Origin of the sequence: Pseudomonas sp. PDM22 (assembly GCF_014851965.1) — a bacterium.
Taxonomy (GTDB): domain Bacteria; phylum Pseudomonadota; class Gammaproteobacteria; order Pseudomonadales; family Pseudomonadaceae; genus Pseudomonas.
This window is the reverse complement of the sequence record NZ_JACVAR010000005.1, coordinates 201733-217623: the sequence shown is the minus strand read 5'-3', so window position 1 is coordinate 217623 and position 15891 is coordinate 201733. Positions and strand designations below refer to the sequence as shown.

Annotated in this window: 15 protein-coding genes; 7 read left to right on the top strand and 8 right to left on the bottom strand. The window is 66.7% G+C overall.

The window, feature by feature from the left end:
* Positions 1 to 98: 98 nt before the first annotated feature.
* Genes pcaF through paaF form a run of 5 tightly spaced genes read right to left on the bottom strand, consistent with a single transcriptional unit; the run spans position 99 to position 4884 of the window.
* Positions 99 to 1304, bottom strand: coding sequence for a 3-oxoadipyl-CoA thiolase (gene pcaF, locus IB255_RS18960; RefSeq protein WP_192210803.1), 1206 nt, complete (start codon positions 1302 to 1304; stop codon positions 99 to 101).
* A 5-nt stretch (positions 1305 to 1309) separates the two neighbouring features.
* Positions 1310 to 1750 (bottom strand): hydroxyphenylacetyl-CoA thioesterase PaaI, encoded by a 441-nt coding sequence (paaI, locus tag IB255_RS18955; RefSeq protein WP_225594927.1) that lies wholly within the window; start codon positions 1748 to 1750, stop codon positions 1310 to 1312.
* The gene (gene paaH, locus IB255_RS18950; RefSeq protein ID WP_192210687.1) at positions 1743 to 3260 is read right to left on the bottom strand and encodes a 3-hydroxyacyl-CoA dehydrogenase PaaH; all 1518 of its coding nucleotides are present in this window, start codon (positions 3258 to 3260) and stop codon (positions 1743 to 1745) included. The genes paaI and paaH overlap by 8 nt, the downstream gene beginning before the upstream one ends.
* A 3-nt stretch (positions 3261 to 3263) precedes the next feature.
* Positions 3264 to 4055, bottom strand: coding sequence for a 2-(1,2-epoxy-1,2-dihydrophenyl)acetyl-CoA isomerase PaaG (gene paaG, locus IB255_RS18945; protein WP_192210686.1), 792 nt, complete (start codon positions 4053 to 4055; stop codon positions 3264 to 3266).
* 55 nt (positions 4056 to 4110) lie between these two features.
* Positions 4111 to 4884, bottom strand: a complete 774-nt coding sequence (paaF, locus tag IB255_RS18940) for a 2,3-dehydroadipyl-CoA hydratase PaaF (RefSeq protein WP_192210685.1) — start codon at positions 4882 to 4884, stop codon at positions 4111 to 4113.
* A gap of 376 nt (positions 4885 to 5260) precedes the next feature.
* Here paaF and paaY point away from each other — a divergent pair, with 376 nt between their 5' ends.
* The 5 genes from paaY (at position 5261) to IB255_RS18915 (ending at position 10202) form a co-directional block, all read left to right on the top strand.
* Complete coding sequence (gene paaY, locus IB255_RS18935; protein WP_192210684.1) at positions 5261 to 5872, top strand: phenylacetic acid degradation protein PaaY; 612 nt, start codon at positions 5261 to 5263, stop codon at positions 5870 to 5872.
* A gap of 77 nt (positions 5873 to 5949) precedes the next feature.
* Positions 5950 to 6873, top strand: a complete 924-nt coding sequence (gene paaX / locus IB255_RS18930) for a phenylacetic acid degradation operon negative regulatory protein PaaX (RefSeq protein WP_192210683.1) — start codon at positions 5950 to 5952, stop codon at positions 6871 to 6873.
* A gap of 165 nt (positions 6874 to 7038) precedes the next feature.
* Complete coding sequence (feaR, locus tag IB255_RS18925; RefSeq protein ID WP_081519802.1) at positions 7039 to 7956, top strand: transcriptional regulator FeaR; 918 nt, start codon at positions 7039 to 7041, stop codon at positions 7954 to 7956.
* 334 nt (positions 7957 to 8290) lie between these two features.
* On the top strand, positions 8291 to 8695 hold the full coding sequence (locus IB255_RS18920) for a c-type cytochrome (protein WP_081519803.1): 405 nt from the start codon (positions 8291 to 8293) through the stop codon (positions 8693 to 8695).
* A gap of 16 nt (positions 8696 to 8711) precedes the next feature.
* A complete protein-coding gene (locus IB255_RS18915) occupies positions 8712 to 10202 on the top strand; it encodes an aldehyde dehydrogenase family protein (protein WP_081519804.1) in 1491 nt (496 codons plus the stop codon).
* A gap of 326 nt (positions 10203 to 10528) precedes the next feature.
* Here IB255_RS18915 and fahA read toward each other — a convergent pair whose 3' ends face one another.
* Together fahA and hmgA are read right to left on the bottom strand one after the other, a co-directional pair.
* Positions 10529 to 11833: a fumarylacetoacetase gene (gene fahA / locus IB255_RS18910; protein ID WP_192210682.1), complete on the bottom strand. Its 1305-nt coding sequence runs from the start codon at positions 11831 to 11833 to the stop codon at positions 10529 to 10531.
* A 1-nt stretch (position 11834) separates the two neighbouring features.
* Positions 11835 to 13127, bottom strand: a complete 1293-nt coding sequence (gene hmgA, locus IB255_RS18905) for a homogentisate 1,2-dioxygenase (RefSeq protein ID WP_192210681.1) — start codon at positions 13125 to 13127, stop codon at positions 11835 to 11837.
* 99 nt (positions 13128 to 13226) lie between these two features.
* On the opposite strand from hmgA, the gene IB255_RS18900 reads away from it, so the two are divergent.
* Positions 13227 to 13958, top strand: coding sequence for an IclR family transcriptional regulator (locus IB255_RS18900; protein WP_192210680.1), 732 nt, complete (start codon positions 13227 to 13229; stop codon positions 13956 to 13958).
* 201 nt (positions 13959 to 14159) lie between these two features.
* Here the strand turns inward: IB255_RS18900 and IB255_RS18895 are convergent, their stop codons facing one another.
* Complete coding sequence (locus IB255_RS18895) at positions 14160 to 15053, bottom strand: LysR family transcriptional regulator (RefSeq protein ID WP_192210679.1); 894 nt, start codon at positions 15051 to 15053, stop codon at positions 14160 to 14162.
* A 125-nt stretch (positions 15054 to 15178) separates the two neighbouring features.
* Between IB255_RS18895 and IB255_RS18890 the strand changes: the two genes are divergently transcribed.
* Positions 15179 to 15877, top strand: a complete 699-nt coding sequence (locus IB255_RS18890; protein WP_081519809.1) for a CoA transferase subunit A — start codon at positions 15179 to 15181, stop codon at positions 15875 to 15877.
* Positions 15878 to 15891 lie beyond the last annotated feature (14 nt).

The following is a 15891-nucleotide window of genomic DNA, read 5'->3' as shown; positions in this document are numbered from 1 at the left end:
TTCGTGGAAGGATTCGAACCCCTGCCAGAGGCTTTGCTCTGCCTGCCAGTCGCTGCACGGAGGCGACTGACGGTGCGGGGTTCGATCCTGCCGATGGATCAGATTCGTTCGATGATCAGGGCGATGCCCTGGCCGACGCCGATGCACATGGTGCACAGCGCGTAGCGGCCACCACGTTCCTCCAGCTCATGCAGGGCGGTGGTGACCAGGCGCGCGCCGCTCATGCCCAGCGGATGGCCGAGGGCGATGGCGCCGCCGTTGGGGTTCACCCGTGCGTCGTCGTCCGCCAGGCCCAGCTCGCGCAGCACGGCGAGGCCCTGGGCGGCGAAGGCTTCGTTTAGCTCGATCACGTCCATGTCGTTCAGCGACAGCCCGGCCAGCTCCAGCACCTTGCGGGTCGCCGGTACGGGGCCGATACCCATGATCCGCGGCTCGACGCCGGCGGTGGCCATGGCCACCACGCGGGCGCGGGCCTTCAGGCCGTGGCGTGCGGCGGCGGCCGGGGTTGCCATCAGCAGGGCGCAGGCGCCGTCGTTGACGCCCGAGGCGTTGCCGGCGGTGACGCTGCCGTTTTCGCGGAACGGCGTGCCGAGCTTGGCCAACTGCTCCAGGGTGGTGTCGCCGCGCGGATGTTCATCCTGCTCGACGAGCTTGGCCGGGCCTTTGCGCTGCGGGATTTCCACCGGGACGATTTCCTTCGCCAGGCGGCCATTGGACTGGGCGGCGGCGGCCTTGTGTTGGCTGCGCAGGGCGAAGGCATCCTGGTCGGCGCGGCTGATGTTGAACTGCTCGGCGACGTTCTCTGCCGTTTCCGGCATGGAGTCGATGCCGAATTGCTGCTTCATCAATTTGTTGACGAAGCGCCAGCCGATGGTGGTGTCGAAGATTTCCGCGCTGCGGCCGAAGGCCTGCTCGGACTTGCCCATCACGAAGGGGGCGCGGGACATGGATTCCACGCCGCCGGCCAGCATCAGGCCGGCTTCATTGCAGCGCAGGGCGCGCGCGGCGCTGCCCACCGCATCCAGCCCCGAGCCGCACAGGCGGTTCAGGGTGGTGCCGGGCACGCTCACCGGCAGGCCGGCCAGTAGAGAGGCCATGTGGGCGACGTTGCGGTTGTCTTCGCCGGCCTGGTTGGCGCAGCCGAAGATCACGTCGTCGATGGCGCTCCAGTCCAGCTCCGGGTGGCGCTGCATCAGGGCCTTCATCGGGATCGCCGCGAGGTCGTCGGCGCGCACGCCGGACAGGGCGCCGGCGTAGCGGCCGATGGGCGTGCGCACGGCGTCGATGATCAGGGCGTCGGTCATATCGCTCATTCGGAGGTCTCCTGCGCCAGCACGGTGCCGCGCACTTTGTAGGATTTGCCGTGGAACAGGGCGATCAGCTGGCCCTGGGAATTCTCGATGCGCACGTCGTAGTTGCCGGTGCGGCCGCTACGGCTCTGCTCGAAGGCGCGGGCGATCAGCTCGTCGCCTTCGCGGGCCGGCGCCACGTAATCGATGCTGCAGCCGATGGCGACGGTGGCGTCGTTGTAGCTGTTGCAGGCGAAGGCGAAGGCCGAGTCGGCGAGGGCGAACAGGTAGCCGCCGTGGCAGGTGCCGTGGCCCTGGATCATGTCCTCGCGCACCCGCATCGACAGCTTCGCGCTGCCCGGGCCGGCATCCAGCAGCTGGATGCCCATGCGGCGTGTGGCCTGGTCGCGCTCGTACATGGCCTCGGCGCAGTCGCGGGCCAGTTGGGTGGCGTCAGTCATGGAAATTCCTTCCTTCGGCATGCAGGCGGCGTAGCAGCAGGGACGGGCGATAGCGGTCCTCGCCGTAGGCGGCCTGCAGGTTGTTCAGCACGCGCAGCACGTTGCCAATGCCGATCTGCCCGGCCCAGGCCAGCGGGCCCTGCGGGTAGTTCACCCCGGCACGCATGGCGAGATCGATGTCGCCAGCGCTGCCCACGCCTTGCAGCACCGCGTCGGCGCCTTCGTTGGCGAGCATGGCGACGGTGCGCAGCACGGCGAGGCCGGGCGTGTCGCTCAGGCGGCTGGCGGCGATGCCGGCCTTGGCGAGCAGGGCGACGACCTGATCCAGCGCTGCGGGCGTGGTGTCCGTCGAGGCGGAAAGGCCCAGGCGCGAAGCCTTGCTGTAGTCCAGGGCGAGGTCGATCAGTACCAGGTTGCGCAGGCCGTCTTCCCTGGCGCGCTGGCTGGCGAGGCGGCCGTCGGACAGGGCTATTACCGCGTCACCGACCCGAAGCAGGCCGCTACCGGCGCGTTGGGTGATCTCGATACCGGCGTCTTTCAGGCGCTGCACCAGCGGTTGGGCGACGCCCAGATCACCTTCCAGTGCACAAGCGGTGACGCTGGCGCAGCTGCTCAGGCTCGTCGGCTGCGGGCGCTCGGCGCCTTCGGCGTAGTCGTAGAAGCCCCGGCCGCTCTTGCGGCCGAGGCGGCCGGCGTCCACCAGTTCCTTCTGGATCAGCGAGGGCTGGAAGCGGAAATCACCGTAGTAGGCGGCGAACACCGAACAGGTGACGGCGTAGTTGACGTCATGGCCGATCAGGTCGGTCAGCTCGAAGGCGCCCATGCGGAAGCCGCCGGCGTCACGCATCAGCGCATCCAGCGTGGCGCAGTCGGCGGCGCCCTCCTGCAGCAGGCGCAGGCTTTCGGCATAGAAGGGGCGCGCCACGCGATTGACGATGAAGCCCGGTGTGGATTTGGTGTGGACCGGCTTCTTGCCCCAGGCCAGCGAGGTGGCATGCAGGCTGTCGGCCAGCGTCGGGTCGGTGGCGAGGCCGGAGACGACTTCCACCAGCGCCATCAGCGGCGCCGGGTTGAAGAAATGCATGCCGACGACCTGCTGCGGGCGCTTGAGGCCGGCGGCAAGGCTGGTGATGGACAGCGACGAGGTGTTGCTGGCGAGGATGCAGTCTTCGGCGCACAGCGCTTCGAGCTGCTGGAACAGGCCGCGCTTGACCTCCAGGTTCTCGACGATGGCCTCGATCACCAGCTTCGAGTCGGCCAGCGCCTCGATGGCTTCCGCCGGTTGCAGGCGGGCGACGATGGCGGCGCGTTCCTCGGCGGTCACTTTGCCTTTCTCCAGCAGGCGGCCGAGCTGGCGGTCGATGCCGTCGATGGCCTGGGCGGCGGCGCCTGGGCGGTTGTCGTAGAGCTTCACCGGGTGGCCGGCCTGCGCGGCGACCTGGGCGATGCCCGCGCCCATGGCGCCGGCACCGATCACTGCGACTTTTGCGTCTTTCGAAAGTGCGCTCATCGATCAGCGACCCTTGAAGCTGGGGGTGCGTTTTTCCATGAAGGCGGAAACGCCCTCGCGGTAGTCTTCGCTGCGGCCGGCCAGGCGCTGCAGGTCGCGCTCCAGTTCCAGTTGCTCGTCGAAACTGTTGTTCAGGCTGGCGTTGAGGCTGCGCTTGATCAGCGCCAGGCCGTAGGTCGGCTGGGTCGCCAGGTGGCGGGCGAGCTTGAGGGCTTCCTCGCGCAGGCTGGCGTCATCCACCACCTGGTAGATCAGGCCCCATTGCTCGGCCTGCTCGGCGGAGAGGCGATTGCCCAGCAGCGCGAGCGCCTTGGCGCGGGCCATGCCGACCAGGCGCGGCAACGTCCAGGTGCCGCCGGAATCGGGAATCAGGCCGATCTTGCAGAAGGCCTGGATGAAGCTGGCCGAGCGCGCCGCCAGCACCAGGTCGCAGGCCAGCGGGATGTTCGCGCCGGCACCGGCGGCCACGCCGTTGACCGCGCAGATGACTGGCAGCGGCAGGTCGCGCAGGGTGCGGATCAGCGGGTTGTAGAACTGTTCGATGGACTGGCCGAGGTCAGGCGCTTCCGCGCCGGGAGCGACGTTGCGGTCGGACAGGTCCTGCCCTGCGCAGAAGCCGCGGCCTTCGCCGGTCAGCAGCAGGACGCGGGCTTCCGGGTTCTGCCGGACCTGCTTGAGCGCCTCGCGAACTTCGCCATGCATGGCGGCGTTGAAGCTGTTGAGTTGCTCCGGGCGGTTCAGGCTGAGGAGGGCGACGCCGTCCTCGATGGAAAACAGGATGTGCTCGAAGTTCATGGGCGGGTTCGCTCCATCAATTGGCTGGCTGTTGCCAGAACGAAAGGGGATGGGCTCAGCAGCCCTGGTAGACGGGTTTGCGCTTTTCCTGGAAGGCACGGATGCCTTCGTCGCGGTCGGCAGTGCCGGCCAGCAGGGTGAAGGCGTGGCGTTCGAAGCGCAGGCCGCTGGCGAGATCGGTGTCCTGCGCCTTGAGCAGCGCTTCCTTGGCCAGGCGCACGGCCAGCGGAGCCTTGGCGGCGATGCTGCGGGCGATCTGCAGGGCGCGCTCGACGGTGAATTCGGGTTGGGTGACTTCGCTGACCAGGCCGGCACGCTGGGCGTGGCGGGCGTCGATGGCTTCACCGGTGAGCACCATCTGCATCGCCAGAGGCTTGCCCACGGCGCGCAGCAGACGTTGGGTGCCGCCGGCGCCGGGCATGATGCCGAGGTTGATTTCCGGCTGGCCGAAGCGCGCGTCTTCGCCGGCCACGAGGATGTCGGCGTGCATCGCCAGCTCGCAGCCGCCGCCCAGGGCGAAGCCGTTGACGGCGGCGATCAGCGGTTTGGAGAAGGCGGCGATGCGCTGCCAGTAGCCGACGCGCGGGTCATTGAGGATGCCGACCAGGTCGCGCTCGGCCATTTCCTTGATATCGGCGCCGGCGGCGAAGGCCTTGCGGCTGCCGGTCAGGACTACGGCGCGGGTTTCGCTGTCCTGCTCGGCGGCGTCGAGTTCGGCGGCCAGTTCGCCGAGCAGTTCGGTGTTCAGGGCATTGAGCGCTTCGGGGCGCTGCAGGGTGATCAGGCGAACGCCCGCTTCAGGCATCTGAACGTCAAGGGTGCGAGGCATGACATCGTCCTCAGGCTGCACGCACGGCTTCGTGGCCGGCTGTATTGGAATTATGGGAGGCAGGCGTTGCCCGTCTCCGGCCTTTCCGCAGTATAGGCCTAAAGCGATACGGAAAAACAACTACAAAAGTTGAATCGCGTGTCTAAAGTATTTCTGTCGATGCCACCGGATAGGTAGTTGAAGAGGCTGAAAACGCTCTTCAGTGCAGCGGAATTGCTGGTTTTGTGGGCCTTCTTGCCGTCCTTGCGATATCGATGGGAAGTGATACGTCAGATTTAGATTGGAGGTACTTGTGTTGATGTGATACAAGATTTTCAAAAGAACAGATCGCTTTGTGCGGTGATGCCGAACGCTGGCAGCGCCGCAGGAGAACCCGATGCCCTGCTACAGCCTCGAAGGCGTGCGCCCGGTCGTTCATCCGACCGCTTATGTCCATCCCACCGCCGTGCTGATCGGCGACGTCATCGTCGGTCCCGGCTGTTATGTCGGGCCATTGGCGGCGCTGCGCGGCGACTTCGGACGGATCGTCCTCGAAGAAGGCGCGAACCTTCAGGACACCTGCGTCATGCACGGGTTCCCGGACAGCGACACCGTCGTTGAGCGCAACGGCCACATCGGTCATGGCGCGGTGTTGCACGGCTGCCGTATCGGCGAGGATGCCCTGGTGGGGATGAATGCCGTGGTGATGGATTACGCGCAGATCGGTGCACGCTCCATCGTTTCAGCCGCCGCCTTCGTCAAGGCCAAGTTCGATTGCCCGCCGCAAAGCCTGGTGATGGGCGCGCCGGCCAGCGTCAAGCGCAGCCTGAGCGACGAAGAGATCGCCTGGAAGCGCCGCGGCACCGAGGAATACCAGGCGCTGGCCAGGCGCTGCATCGAAAGCCTGGTGGAATGCCAGCCGCTGGCGGAAATAGAAGAAGCGCGTCCGCGCCTGGGTGATTCCGGTTTCCGGCCCAAGGCCGAGGCAGGGGCAGGGAAGGGCGCATGAGTACTGGGGTTCGCTCCAATGGCCAGGCGGTGCGGCGGGCAGGTATAGTCGCCGCTCCTTCGACTGCGCAACGTGCCATGACCGCTCTAGCACCGCTGAATCAGCTGATCAATCGTTTCCAGGAGCAGACGCCGATCCGCGCCAGCTCGCTGATCATCACCCTCTATGGCGATGCCATCGAACCCCATGGCGGCACCGTCTGGCTGGGCAGCCTGATCAATCTGCTGGAGCCGTTCGGCATCAACGAGCGGCTGATCCGCACCTCGATCTTCCGCCTGACCAAGGAAGACTGGCTGACCGCCGAGAAGGTCGGCCGGCGCAGCTACTACAGCCTGACCGGCACCGGCCGGCGGCGCTTCGAGAAGGCCTTCAAGCGCGTCTACAGCTCCAGCCTGCCGGCCTGGGACGGTTCCTGGACCCTGGTGATGCTCTCGCAGATCGCCGCCGACAAGCGCAAGCAGGTCCGCGAGGAGCTGGAATGGCAAGGCTTCGGCGCGCTCTCGCCGACCGTCATGGCCTGTCCGCGGGCCGACCGCAGCGATGTCATGGCGACCCTGCAGGACCTCGACGTGGCCGATGACTGCATCGTCTTCGAGACCCGTGCCCAGGACGTGCTGGCGTCCCGCGCCATGCGCATGCAGGTGCGCGAGAGCTGGAAGATCGACGAACTCGGTGAGCACTACAGCGAATTCATCCAGCTGTTCCGCCCGCTCTGGCAAGCGCTGCGCGAGCAGGACCAGCTGCGCCCGGAAGACTGCTTCCTGGCACGCACCCTGTTGATCCACGAATACCGCCGGCTGCTCCTGCGTGACCCACAACTGCCCGACGAACTGCTGCCGGGGGATTGGGAAGGGCGCGCGGCGCGGCAGCTGTGCCGCAATATCTACCGACTGATCCACGCCAAGGCCGAGGACTGGCTGAACCGCAACCTGGAGACCGCCGACGGTCCGCTACCGGACGTCGGCGAGAGCTTCTACAAGCGCTTCGGCGGATTGAACTGACAGGAGTTGGCGTGAAAAATGCCTCTCGCTTTGCAACGCTGCGGTTGCCGGGCGGGGACAGCGCGGTGCGACCTTCCTTATAGAAGGCGGCCGCGAACGATGACGACAGGCCCTGGAGGCCGTCGCTGAATAACAACAAACAATGCGTGTGAGGCTTTGCAGGTCATGAATTCTTCATCGACATTGAGGGATGACGCTTTCGAGGCGTGGCTGGGACAGGTCAACCGGGCGTGCGGTCGTTTCGATGCGCGCACCCTCGGCCCCCAGTTCCATGGACGGTTGCGCGAATACCAGGGCGGTGCGATCAAGCTTTCCGTGGTCGACATGGCCCAGGTGCACCTGTACCGGACCAGCAAGGAAGTCGGCACCAGCGCCGGCGGGCACTATTACGCGGTGTTCCAGCTCGAAGGGCGTTCGCGCCTGGAGCAGGGCGACAACCGCGTGGAGCTGTCGCGCGGCGACATCAGCCTGATCGACGCCAGCCGGCCCAGCGACATGACCTACCTGGAGGAATCCCGGCAGCTCTCGCTGATTCTGCCGCGCCAGGTGATCGAGCGCGGGCTGCGCATGTCTGAAGTGACCTGCGCGTCGAAGATCCCGGCCAGCTCGCCGATCGCCGTGCTCGCCAACCGCCTGATCGTCGAGACCAGCCAGCAGGAAAGCCTCGGCATGCTGGAAAGCGAGGCGACCCTGGACGCCCTGGTGACGCTGCTGCGCCCTGCGCTGGCCAGCCAGGACGCCGAGCAGGACAACCACGAACGCATGTTCCGCAAGGCTACGGCCTTCATCGACCAGCACATCGGCGCCGAAGAGCTCTGCCCCGAGCTGATCGCCCGTGAAGTGGGCATCTCGGTGCGCGGCCTGTACCGCATGTTCGCCAAGAAGGGCCTGGTGGTGGCGCAGTACATCAAGAACCGCCGCCTGGACTTCTGCGCCGAGACTCTGCGCAACGCCCAGTTCGAGCAGAAGCTGTCGGCGCTCGGTTACGCCTGGGGCTTCTCCGATTCGAGCTACTTCTCCACGGCCTTCAAGGGCCGCTTCGGGGTGTCGCCGGGCGAGTACCGCAAGCGTTACGCGAATTGACTCGGGTGGTGGACGGCGATACCCGGCGGCCTTGTGCCGCCTATTGAAGGGTATCGCTGCGCTCCACGCCATGCTACCTAAACGCCCGCTTGCACCACCGTCCCCCGACTGCCCCTTGTAGGATGGGTGGAGCGCAGCGATACCCATGCTGCCTGCCGCCGGCTCATACGCTAGCCGGTTTCGCCCCATGACCCTCGTCACCTGAGCGCCACCTTGGCACTCCCGCCAACACGTCTGGCACAGAGGAAAAGACCCTCCCCGACGCCGCTGGCAACAATCACCTTCGATGACGCGCGCCATCCGGCCGCAAGCTGTACTCGAAGGTGATTTCCCGATGTCCCGCAACAAGCTCCGATTCCGCGCCCTCGGCCTGCTGCTGGCCGGCGCGCTGCTGCAACCGGTCCTGGCGTTCGCCGGTGACTGCCCGGCCAGCGACGCCCAGCAGGGCGAAACCGTCTTCGCCCGCGACTGCTCGATCTGCCACACCGCCAAGGCCGACGGCCCCGGCATGATGGGTCCCAACCTGCATGGCGTGGTCGGCCGCATGGCCGGTTCGCTCGCCGGCTTCAGCTATTCCCAGGCGATGAAAGGCAAGGGTGCGGCCTGGTCGCGCGACAACCTCGATGCCTTCGTCAGCCAGCCCCAGGCCGCCGTGCCCGGAACCTACATGCCCTTCGCTGGCCTGGCCGACGCGGCCGAGCGGCGGGCGCTCACCTGCTGGCTGAGCCAGCAGCACTGATCTTTCAGGAGAGACCATGAACGTCACACAGACCCTGCCTCAGGTCACTGCCTTCCTCGCACGCAAGCATGGCTGCTTCATCGACGGCGCCTGGGTGGTGCCCGAGGGCGCCCGCACCGACGTGCTGAACCCGGCCACCGGCGAGGCGATCTCCAGCGTTGCCGACATCGATACCGACCTGCTTGACCGCGCCGTGAAATCTGCCCAGGCGGCCTACAAATCCCGCGTCTGGGCCGACCTGCGCCCGGCCGACCGCGAGCGCATCCTGCTGCGCTTCGCCGACCTGGTGGAAGCCAATGGCGAGGAACTGGCCCAGCTGGAAACCCTCAGCCAGGGCAAGTCGATCAACATCTCGCGCATGCTGGATGTCGGCGCCACCGTCGAATTCATGCGCTACATGGCCGGCTGGGCGACCAAGATCGAAGGGCAGTCGCTGAACGTCTCCATCCCGCTGCCGCCCGGCGCCAAGTTCACCGCCTACACCCGCCGCGAGCCGCTGGGCGTGGTCGCCGGCATCGTGCCGTGGAACTTCCCGCTGATGATCGCCGTGTGGAAGCTGATCCCGGCGCTGGCCACCGGCAACAGCGTGGTGATCAAGCCCGCCTCGGAAACCCCGCTGACCGCTCTGCGCCTGGCCGAACTGGCCTTCGAGGCCGGTGTGCCGGCTGGCGTGTTCAACCTGGTGACCGGCGACGGCCCGCGCATCGGTGGCGGCCTGGCCAGCCACAAGCTGGTCAACAAGGTCTCCTTCACCGGTTCCACCGCAGTGGGTCGCAGCGTCGGCCTGGCCGCCGTGCAGAATATGACCCGCTTCGCCCTGGAGCTGGGCGGCAAGAACCCGATGATCGTCCTCGCCGACGCCAACATCGACAACGCCGTGCAAGGCGCGCTGCTGGGCGGCCTGCTGAACAACGGCCAGGTCTGCGCCGCGGCGTCGCGTTTCTACGTGCACCGCTCGCGTTACGACGAGTTCGTCGAGAAGCTGGCCGCCGCGGTCGCCGGCATGAGCCTGGGCGAGGGCATGGACCCTACTGCGCAGATCAACCCGCTGGTTTCTGCCAAGCAGCAGCGCAGCGTACTCGACCACATCGCCCGTGCCGGCGAGCAGGGCGCGCGCATCGTCTGTGGTGGCGAGCAGGTTGGTGGAAGTGGTTTCTACGTGCAGCCCACCGTGCTGGCCGACGTGACCATGCAGATGGCCGTGGCCCGCGACGAAGTGTTCGGCCCGGTGCTGGCGGTCCTGCCGTTCGAAGAGGACGAGCAGGCCATCGCGATGGCCAACGACAGCGAATACGGCCTGGGCGCGAGCCTGTGGACCAACGACCTTTCGAAGGCGATGAACATGGTCCCGCGCATCGAGTCCGGCACCGTGTGGGTCAACGCCCATGTGCTGCTCGACCCGAGCATGCCCTTCGGCGGCGTCAAGCAGTCGGGCATGGGCCGCGAGTTCGGCCGCGCCGTGGTCGAGGCCTATACCGAGATCAAGTCGGTGTGCATCGCGCACTGATTGATAGTGAGAGCAACACCCTCGTTTAGCAGCGGGCCTTCGGGCCCGTTTTTTTGCGCAGAACGTGGTAGGAGAACACCTGTAGGAGCGAGCTTGCTCTCGAACCGCCCAGCCGCAGCGGAGAGCGGCGTGTTGATCGGTAGGATGGGTGGAACGCAGCGATACCCATGCTGATGGCGCAGGGCATTGATGGGTATCGCTGCGCTCCACGCCATCCTACTCGGAGTGGCATGGAGGGTAGGGCGCATAACCTGGAACAGGTTATCCGCCAACTGCACGGCGGATAACGCTGGGGCGTTATGCGCCCTACGGAGTGAGCGACGGCCTTAGTGGGCCGGCAGGATCCGCCCACGGCATTCGCCGAAGCCGATGGAGGCATGGCCCTCGCGGCGGCAGCGGGCGCGCAGGATGATCTCGTCGCCGTCCTCGAGGAAGCGCCGTTCCTCACCGTTGGCCAGCATTACCGGCTGCTTTCCACCAAAGGTCATTTCCAGCAGGCTGCCGAAGCTGTCCGGGGTTTCCCCGGAGAGGGTGCCGGAGCCGAACAGGTCGCCGGCCTGCAGACGGCAGCCGTTGACGCTGTGGTGCGCCACCATCTGCGCGACGGTCCAGTACATGTTCAGCGTGTTGCTCAGGGCGATGCGCTCCGGGGCCTGGTGTTCGCGGCGCATGCGCGCAGTGTGCAGCAGGACTTCCAGCTCTATATCCAGTGCGCCGCGCTGCTGGTCGCCTTCGTCGTAAAGGTACGGCAGCGGCTGCGGGTCGCCTTCCGGGCGGGCCGGCTGGGCGACGCGGAAAGGTTCCAGCGCCTCGGCGGTGACCACCCAGGGCGACACCGTGGTGGCGAAGCTTTTCGACAGGAACGGCCCCAGCGGCTGGTATTCCCAGGCCTGCACGTCACGCGCGGACCAGTCGTTGAGCAGGCAGAAGCCGGCGATGTGGCCGGACGCGGCGTTGATCGGGATGGCCTTGCCCTGGTCATTGCCCTGGCCGATCCAGATGCCCAGCTCCAGTTCCAGGTCCATCCGCGCGCAGGGGCCGAACACCGGCACGTCGAGGCCGGCGGGCAGGGTCTGGCCGTTGGGGCGACGCACCTCGGTGCCGGACGGCACGATGGTCGAGGCACGGCCGTGGTAGCCGATGGGCACGTACTTGTAGTTGGGCAGCAGCGGGTTGTCCGGGCGGAACAGCTTGCCGACGTTCTGCGCGTGATGGATGCCGACGTAGAAGTCGGTGTAGTCGCCCACCTTGGCCGGCAGGTGCATGCGGCACGCAGCCTGCGGCTTGAGCAGCGCGGCGCCCAGGTGCTCCATGCGCTTCTGTTCGCCGCTGCCTTCGCTGAGCAGGTGGATCAGCGCGTCGCGCAGGGTGCGGCGCGCCGTGGGGCCTGCGGCGAAGAAGGCGTTCAGGCTGTCGCCGCTGGCCACCAGCGCGGCCTGGTGCGCGGCGCCATGGAACAGGCCGGCCTCGCAGGCGGTCTTCAGGTCGAAGATGTAGTCGCCAATGGCGACGCCGCCACGGGGCGAGTCGCCCGGCGGGCTGAACACGCCCAGCGGCAGGTTCTGCAGGGGAAAGTCCGGGTGGCCGTTGGCCGATTCGATCCAGCTCTGGGTGGTGTGGGCGGCGCTCATGTTACTGCTCCTGGGATGGGTCGAAGGTCTTCTGCATGCCGCTCCAGCAGCTGTCGTAGTCACGCTGCAGCTGCGGGCAGTCGAGGGCGAAGCGGCTGGGGCGCAGCACGCGGCCGGTCTCGAACATGAAGGCCATGGTCTTGTCGATCTTGTGGGGTTTGAGGTCGGCGGCAATCGCCTGAACGGTGGTGGCGTTGTCCGGGCCGTGGGCGCTCATGCAGTTGTGCAGCGAGGCGCCGCCGGGGACGAAGCCGTCGGCCTTGGCGTCGTACACGCCCTGGATCAGGCCCATGAATTCGTTCATCAGGTTGCGGTGGAACCACGGCGGGCGGAAGGTGCTCTCGGCCACCATCCAGCGCGGCGGGAAGATCACGAAGTCCATGTTGGCCATGCCGTGGGTGTCGCTGGGCGAGGTCAGCACGGTGAAGATGGACGGGTCCGGATGGTCGTAGCTGATCGAGCCGATGGTGTTGAAACGGCGCAGGTCGTATTTGTACGGCACGTTGTTGCCGTGCCAGGCGACGACGTCCAGCGGTGAGTGGTCGAGCTGGGTGGCCCAGAGTTCGCCGAGGAATTTCTGTACCAGTTGCACCGGGCCTTCCACGTCCTCGTAGTGCGCCACCGGAGCGAGGAAGTCGCGGGCGTTGGCCAGGCCGTTGCTGCCGATGGGGCCGAGGTCGGGCAGGCGCAGGGCTGCGCCATGGTTTTCCGCCACGTAGCCGGCGGCCTCGGCTTCCAGCAGTTCGACGCGCAGGCGCATGCCGCGCGGGATCACGGCGATCTCCAGCGGCTCCAGCTCCAGCACGCCCAGCTCGGTGACCAGGCGCAGGCGGCCGGCCTGGGGCACGATCAGCAGCTCGCCGTCGGCATTGAAGAACACCCGGCGCATGGAGATGTTGGCGCGGTAGGCGTACAGGCTGACGCCGCAGCAGGCCTCGGCTTCGGCGTTGGCGGCCATGCATAGCAGGCCGTCGACGAAGTCGGTAGGCTCCTTGGGCGTCGCGAAACTGTTCCAGCGCAGGCGGTTGGGCGTGACCGGGCCCAGGCCGCTGCCGGTGATCTGCCGTTCCAGGCGCTCGAAGCGCGGGTGCGCGGCGGACGGGCGGATGCGGTACATCCAGGTGCGCCGGGCCTCGCTGCGCGGGACGGTGAAGGCGGTGCCGGAGAACTGCTCGGCATACAGGCCCAGCGGCACCTGCTGCGGCGAGTTCATGCCCACGGGCAGGGCGCCCGGCAGGGCCTCGCTGGCGAATTCGTTGCCGAACCCGGATTGGTAGGCGGGAGAGGCGGTCATGGTGGTTTCACTCTTTTTATCGTAATTGAATTACGATTAACGTAATTTCGTGGCGACGGGCCGTCAAGTCCGTCTGGGAGTTCCTTTAAGTTGAAGACCATGAACGACGCAGAAGACTCCGTCCCGACGAAGGGCGCGAAGGTGCAGTCCGCCGAGGTGGGCACGCAGATACTCAAGGCCCTGGCGGACCTCGCGCCGAGCACTTCGCTCAAGCGCCTGGGCGAGTACCTGGACATGCCGGCGGCCAAGGTCCACCGCTACCTGCAGGCGCTGATCGCCAGCGGCTTCGCCGAGCAGGACCCGCTGACCAACCATTACGGCCTGGGGCGCGAGGCGCTGTATGTCGGGCTGGCGGCGATCCGTCGGCTGGACGTGGTGAAGGTTGCCAGCCCGGCGCTGGCCGAGTTGCGCGATGCGCTGGGGCAGACCTGCTTCCTCGCCATCTGGGGCAGCCACGGGCCGACCGTGGTGCAGGTGGAGCCGGCCCAGGGCATGGTCACGCTGGTGACCCAGGTCGGCTCGGTGCTGCCGTTGCACGGCTCGTCCACCGGGCTGGTGTTCGCGGCCTACAAGGATGGGCTGGAGGAGGGCGCTGATTTGGCGGTGCTGGAAGGCATTCGCAGCGAAGGCCTGCATGCCATCCACGGCCTGCTGATGCCGGGGGTGAATGCGCTGTCGGTGCCGCTGTTCAAGACCGGCCGGGAACTGGCCGGGGTGATTACCGTGGTCGGTTCGCAGGCGAGCTTTGCCGCCGAAGCTCACGGCGACGCGGCGCGGACCCTGCTGGAGTTGGCGCGGGAGGTGAGTTTGCGGATGGGAGGAGAAGTCTGAGGCCCCGAAGTTCCGGCTTGCCCTCACCCTAACCCTCTCCCAAAGGGAGAGGGGACCGTCAGGTGCTTGCGGACGTAGCGGTGTCAGCCGGCAGGCATCGTTGCAGGAGAAGCAGCAGAGCCGATCGCCGCAGAGGACAGCTCCCTCTCCCTCTGGGAGAGGGCTGGGGTGAGGGGCTATTTCCGAATGAGGAGGCCCATCTCACTCCCGCTCCATCCCCGCCCAATCCGTCCCGTTCACCAGCACATCGCCCAGTGCCTGCGCGGCACTGGAGAGCTTGTGCTCCGTCAGGCAGAACAGCCCCACCCGGCGCTCGATACGCGGTTCGTCGAGCGCCACGCAACGCGCGCCCAGCTCTTCCATCTGCTGCCGGCACAGGCGCGGCACGGCGCTGACGCCCAGCCCTTCGGCCACCATCCGGCCCACCGTGACCAACTGGTGGCTTTCGAACGCCACCGGCAGTCGCCCCTGCAACTGCTCTTCGAGCAGCAGGCGTACGGCCGACGGGCGTTGCAGGGTAATGAAATGGTCTGCCAGCAACTGCTCCCAGGTGATCCGGGATTCGTTCGCCAGCGCTGAGTCTGCGGGCAGCACGGCGACGAATCGGTCGGTGTAGAAAGGCGTGAAAGTCAGCCCGTCGAGGCTGTCCGGCTCCAGGGCGATGCCCAGCTCCACCCGATGGTTGCGCACCATCTCCAGCACCTGCTCGTTGATCACGTCGTGTACCGCCACGTTCACCTTCGGGTGGCGGTCGCGGAAGGTGCGCAGCACGGCGGGCAGCAGGTTGCCGGCAAAGGAGGGCATGGCGGCGATGGAGACCCTGCCCAGCTGCAGGGTGAAGTGCTGGTGCATCACTTCCTCGGCGTTGTCCCAGTCCGCCAGCAGGCGGCGTGCCAGGGGCAGCAGTGTTTCGCCCTCCGGCGTCAGCGCCACGCTGCGGGTGGTGCGCACCAGCAACTGGCCGCCCAGGGACTCTTCCAGGCTCTTGATCGCCAGGCTCAGTGCTGGCTGCGACAGGTGCAGGCGCTCACAGGCCTGGGCGAAGCTCAGGCTCTGGGCGACGGCGAGGAAGGCGCGCAGTTGCTTGACGGTCATATTGATAAGCAAATCGGATTAATTGATTGGAAAAACAAACTTAACAAATCAGTCGCCGTCGGTGAAGCTGCAGACGCTCTCTGACCACTGAGTCGGACATTCCAAATACAAGAGGCAGCAGCAACATGGCAGGACTCGACAAGCGTGTAGGCAGTTACGAGGAAGCCCTCGCCGGGCTCACCGACGACATGACGGTACTGGCGGGCGGATTCGGCATCTGCGGCATCCCGGAAAACCTCATCGCGCACATCCGCAAGCTGGGCGTGAAGGGTCTGACCGTGGTCTCCAACAACTGCGGCATCGACGGCTTCGGCCTCGGCGTGCTGCTGGAAGACCGCCAGATCCGCAAGATGATCGCGTCCTACGTTGGCGAGAACGCGCTGTTCGAGCAGCAGCTGCTGTCCGGTGAACTGGAGGTCGAACTGACCCCGCAGGGCACCCTGGCGGAAAAACTCCGTGCTGGCGGCGCCGGCATCCCGGCCTTCTTCACCGCCACCGGCTACGGCACCCCGGTCGCCGACGGTAAGGAAGTGCGCGAGTTCGACGGCCGCCACTACGTGATGGAGCGCGCCATCACCGGCGACTTCGCCATCGTCAAGGGCTGGAAGGCCGACCACTATGGCAACGTCATCTACCGCCACACCGCGCAGAACTTCAATCCGGTAGTCGCCACCGCAGGCCGCATCACGGTCGTCGAGGTGGAGGAGATCGTCGAGCCGGGTGAACTGGACCCGACCCAGATCCACACCCCCGGCATCTACGTCGACCGCATCATCCAAGGCACCTTCGAGAAGCGCATCGAGAAGCGCACCGTTCGTTCCTGAGCCCACCGGACAAG

What these genes read in the sequence shown, in the direction of transcription:
- IB255_RS18890 (WP_081519809.1), top strand. Translation starts at nt 15,179, where the DNA reads ATGGCAGGACTCGACAAGCGTGTAGGCAGTTACGAGGAAGCCCTCGCC.
- pcaF (WP_192210803.1), bottom strand. Translation starts at nt 1,304, where the DNA reads ATGACCGACGCCCTGATCATCGACGCCGTGCGCACGCCCATCGGCCGC.
- IB255_RS18895 (WP_192210679.1), bottom strand. Translation starts at nt 15,053, where the DNA reads ATGACCGTCAAGCAACTGCGCGCCTTCCTCGCCGTCGCCCAGAGCCTG.
- IB255_RS18915 (WP_081519804.1), top strand. Translation starts at nt 8,712, where the DNA reads ATGAACGTCACACAGACCCTGCCTCAGGTCACTGCCTTCCTCGCACGC.
- paaX (WP_192210683.1), top strand. Translation starts at nt 5,950, where the DNA reads ATGACCGCTCTAGCACCGCTGAATCAGCTGATCAATCGTTTCCAGGAG.
- paaI (WP_225594927.1), bottom strand. Translation starts at nt 1,750, where the DNA reads ATGACTGACGCCACCCAACTGGCCCGCGACTGCGCCGAGGCCATGTAC.
- paaH (WP_192210687.1), bottom strand. Translation starts at nt 3,260, where the DNA reads ATGAGCGCACTTTCGAAAGACGCAAAAGTCGCAGTGATCGGTGCCGGC.
- feaR (WP_081519802.1), top strand. Translation starts at nt 7,039, where the DNA reads ATGAATTCTTCATCGACATTGAGGGATGACGCTTTCGAGGCGTGGCTG.
- paaF (WP_192210685.1), bottom strand. Translation starts at nt 4,884, where the DNA reads ATGCCTCGCACCCTTGACGTTCAGATGCCTGAAGCGGGCGTTCGCCTG.
- fahA (WP_192210682.1), bottom strand. Translation starts at nt 11,833, where the DNA reads ATGAGCGCCGCCCACACCACCCAGAGCTGGATCGAATCGGCCAACGGC.
- paaY (WP_192210684.1), top strand. Translation starts at nt 5,261, where the DNA reads ATGCCCTGCTACAGCCTCGAAGGCGTGCGCCCGGTCGTTCATCCGACC.
- paaG (WP_192210686.1), bottom strand. Translation starts at nt 4,055, where the DNA reads ATGAACTTCGAGCACATCCTGTTTTCCATCGAGGACGGCGTCGCCCTC.
- hmgA (WP_192210681.1), bottom strand. Translation starts at nt 13,127, where the DNA reads ATGACCGCCTCTCCCGCCTACCAATCCGGGTTCGGCAACGAATTCGCC.
- IB255_RS18920 (WP_081519803.1), top strand. Translation starts at nt 8,291, where the DNA reads ATGTCCCGCAACAAGCTCCGATTCCGCGCCCTCGGCCTGCTGCTGGCC.
- IB255_RS18900 (WP_192210680.1), top strand. Translation starts at nt 13,227, where the DNA reads ATGAACGACGCAGAAGACTCCGTCCCGACGAAGGGCGCGAAGGTGCAG.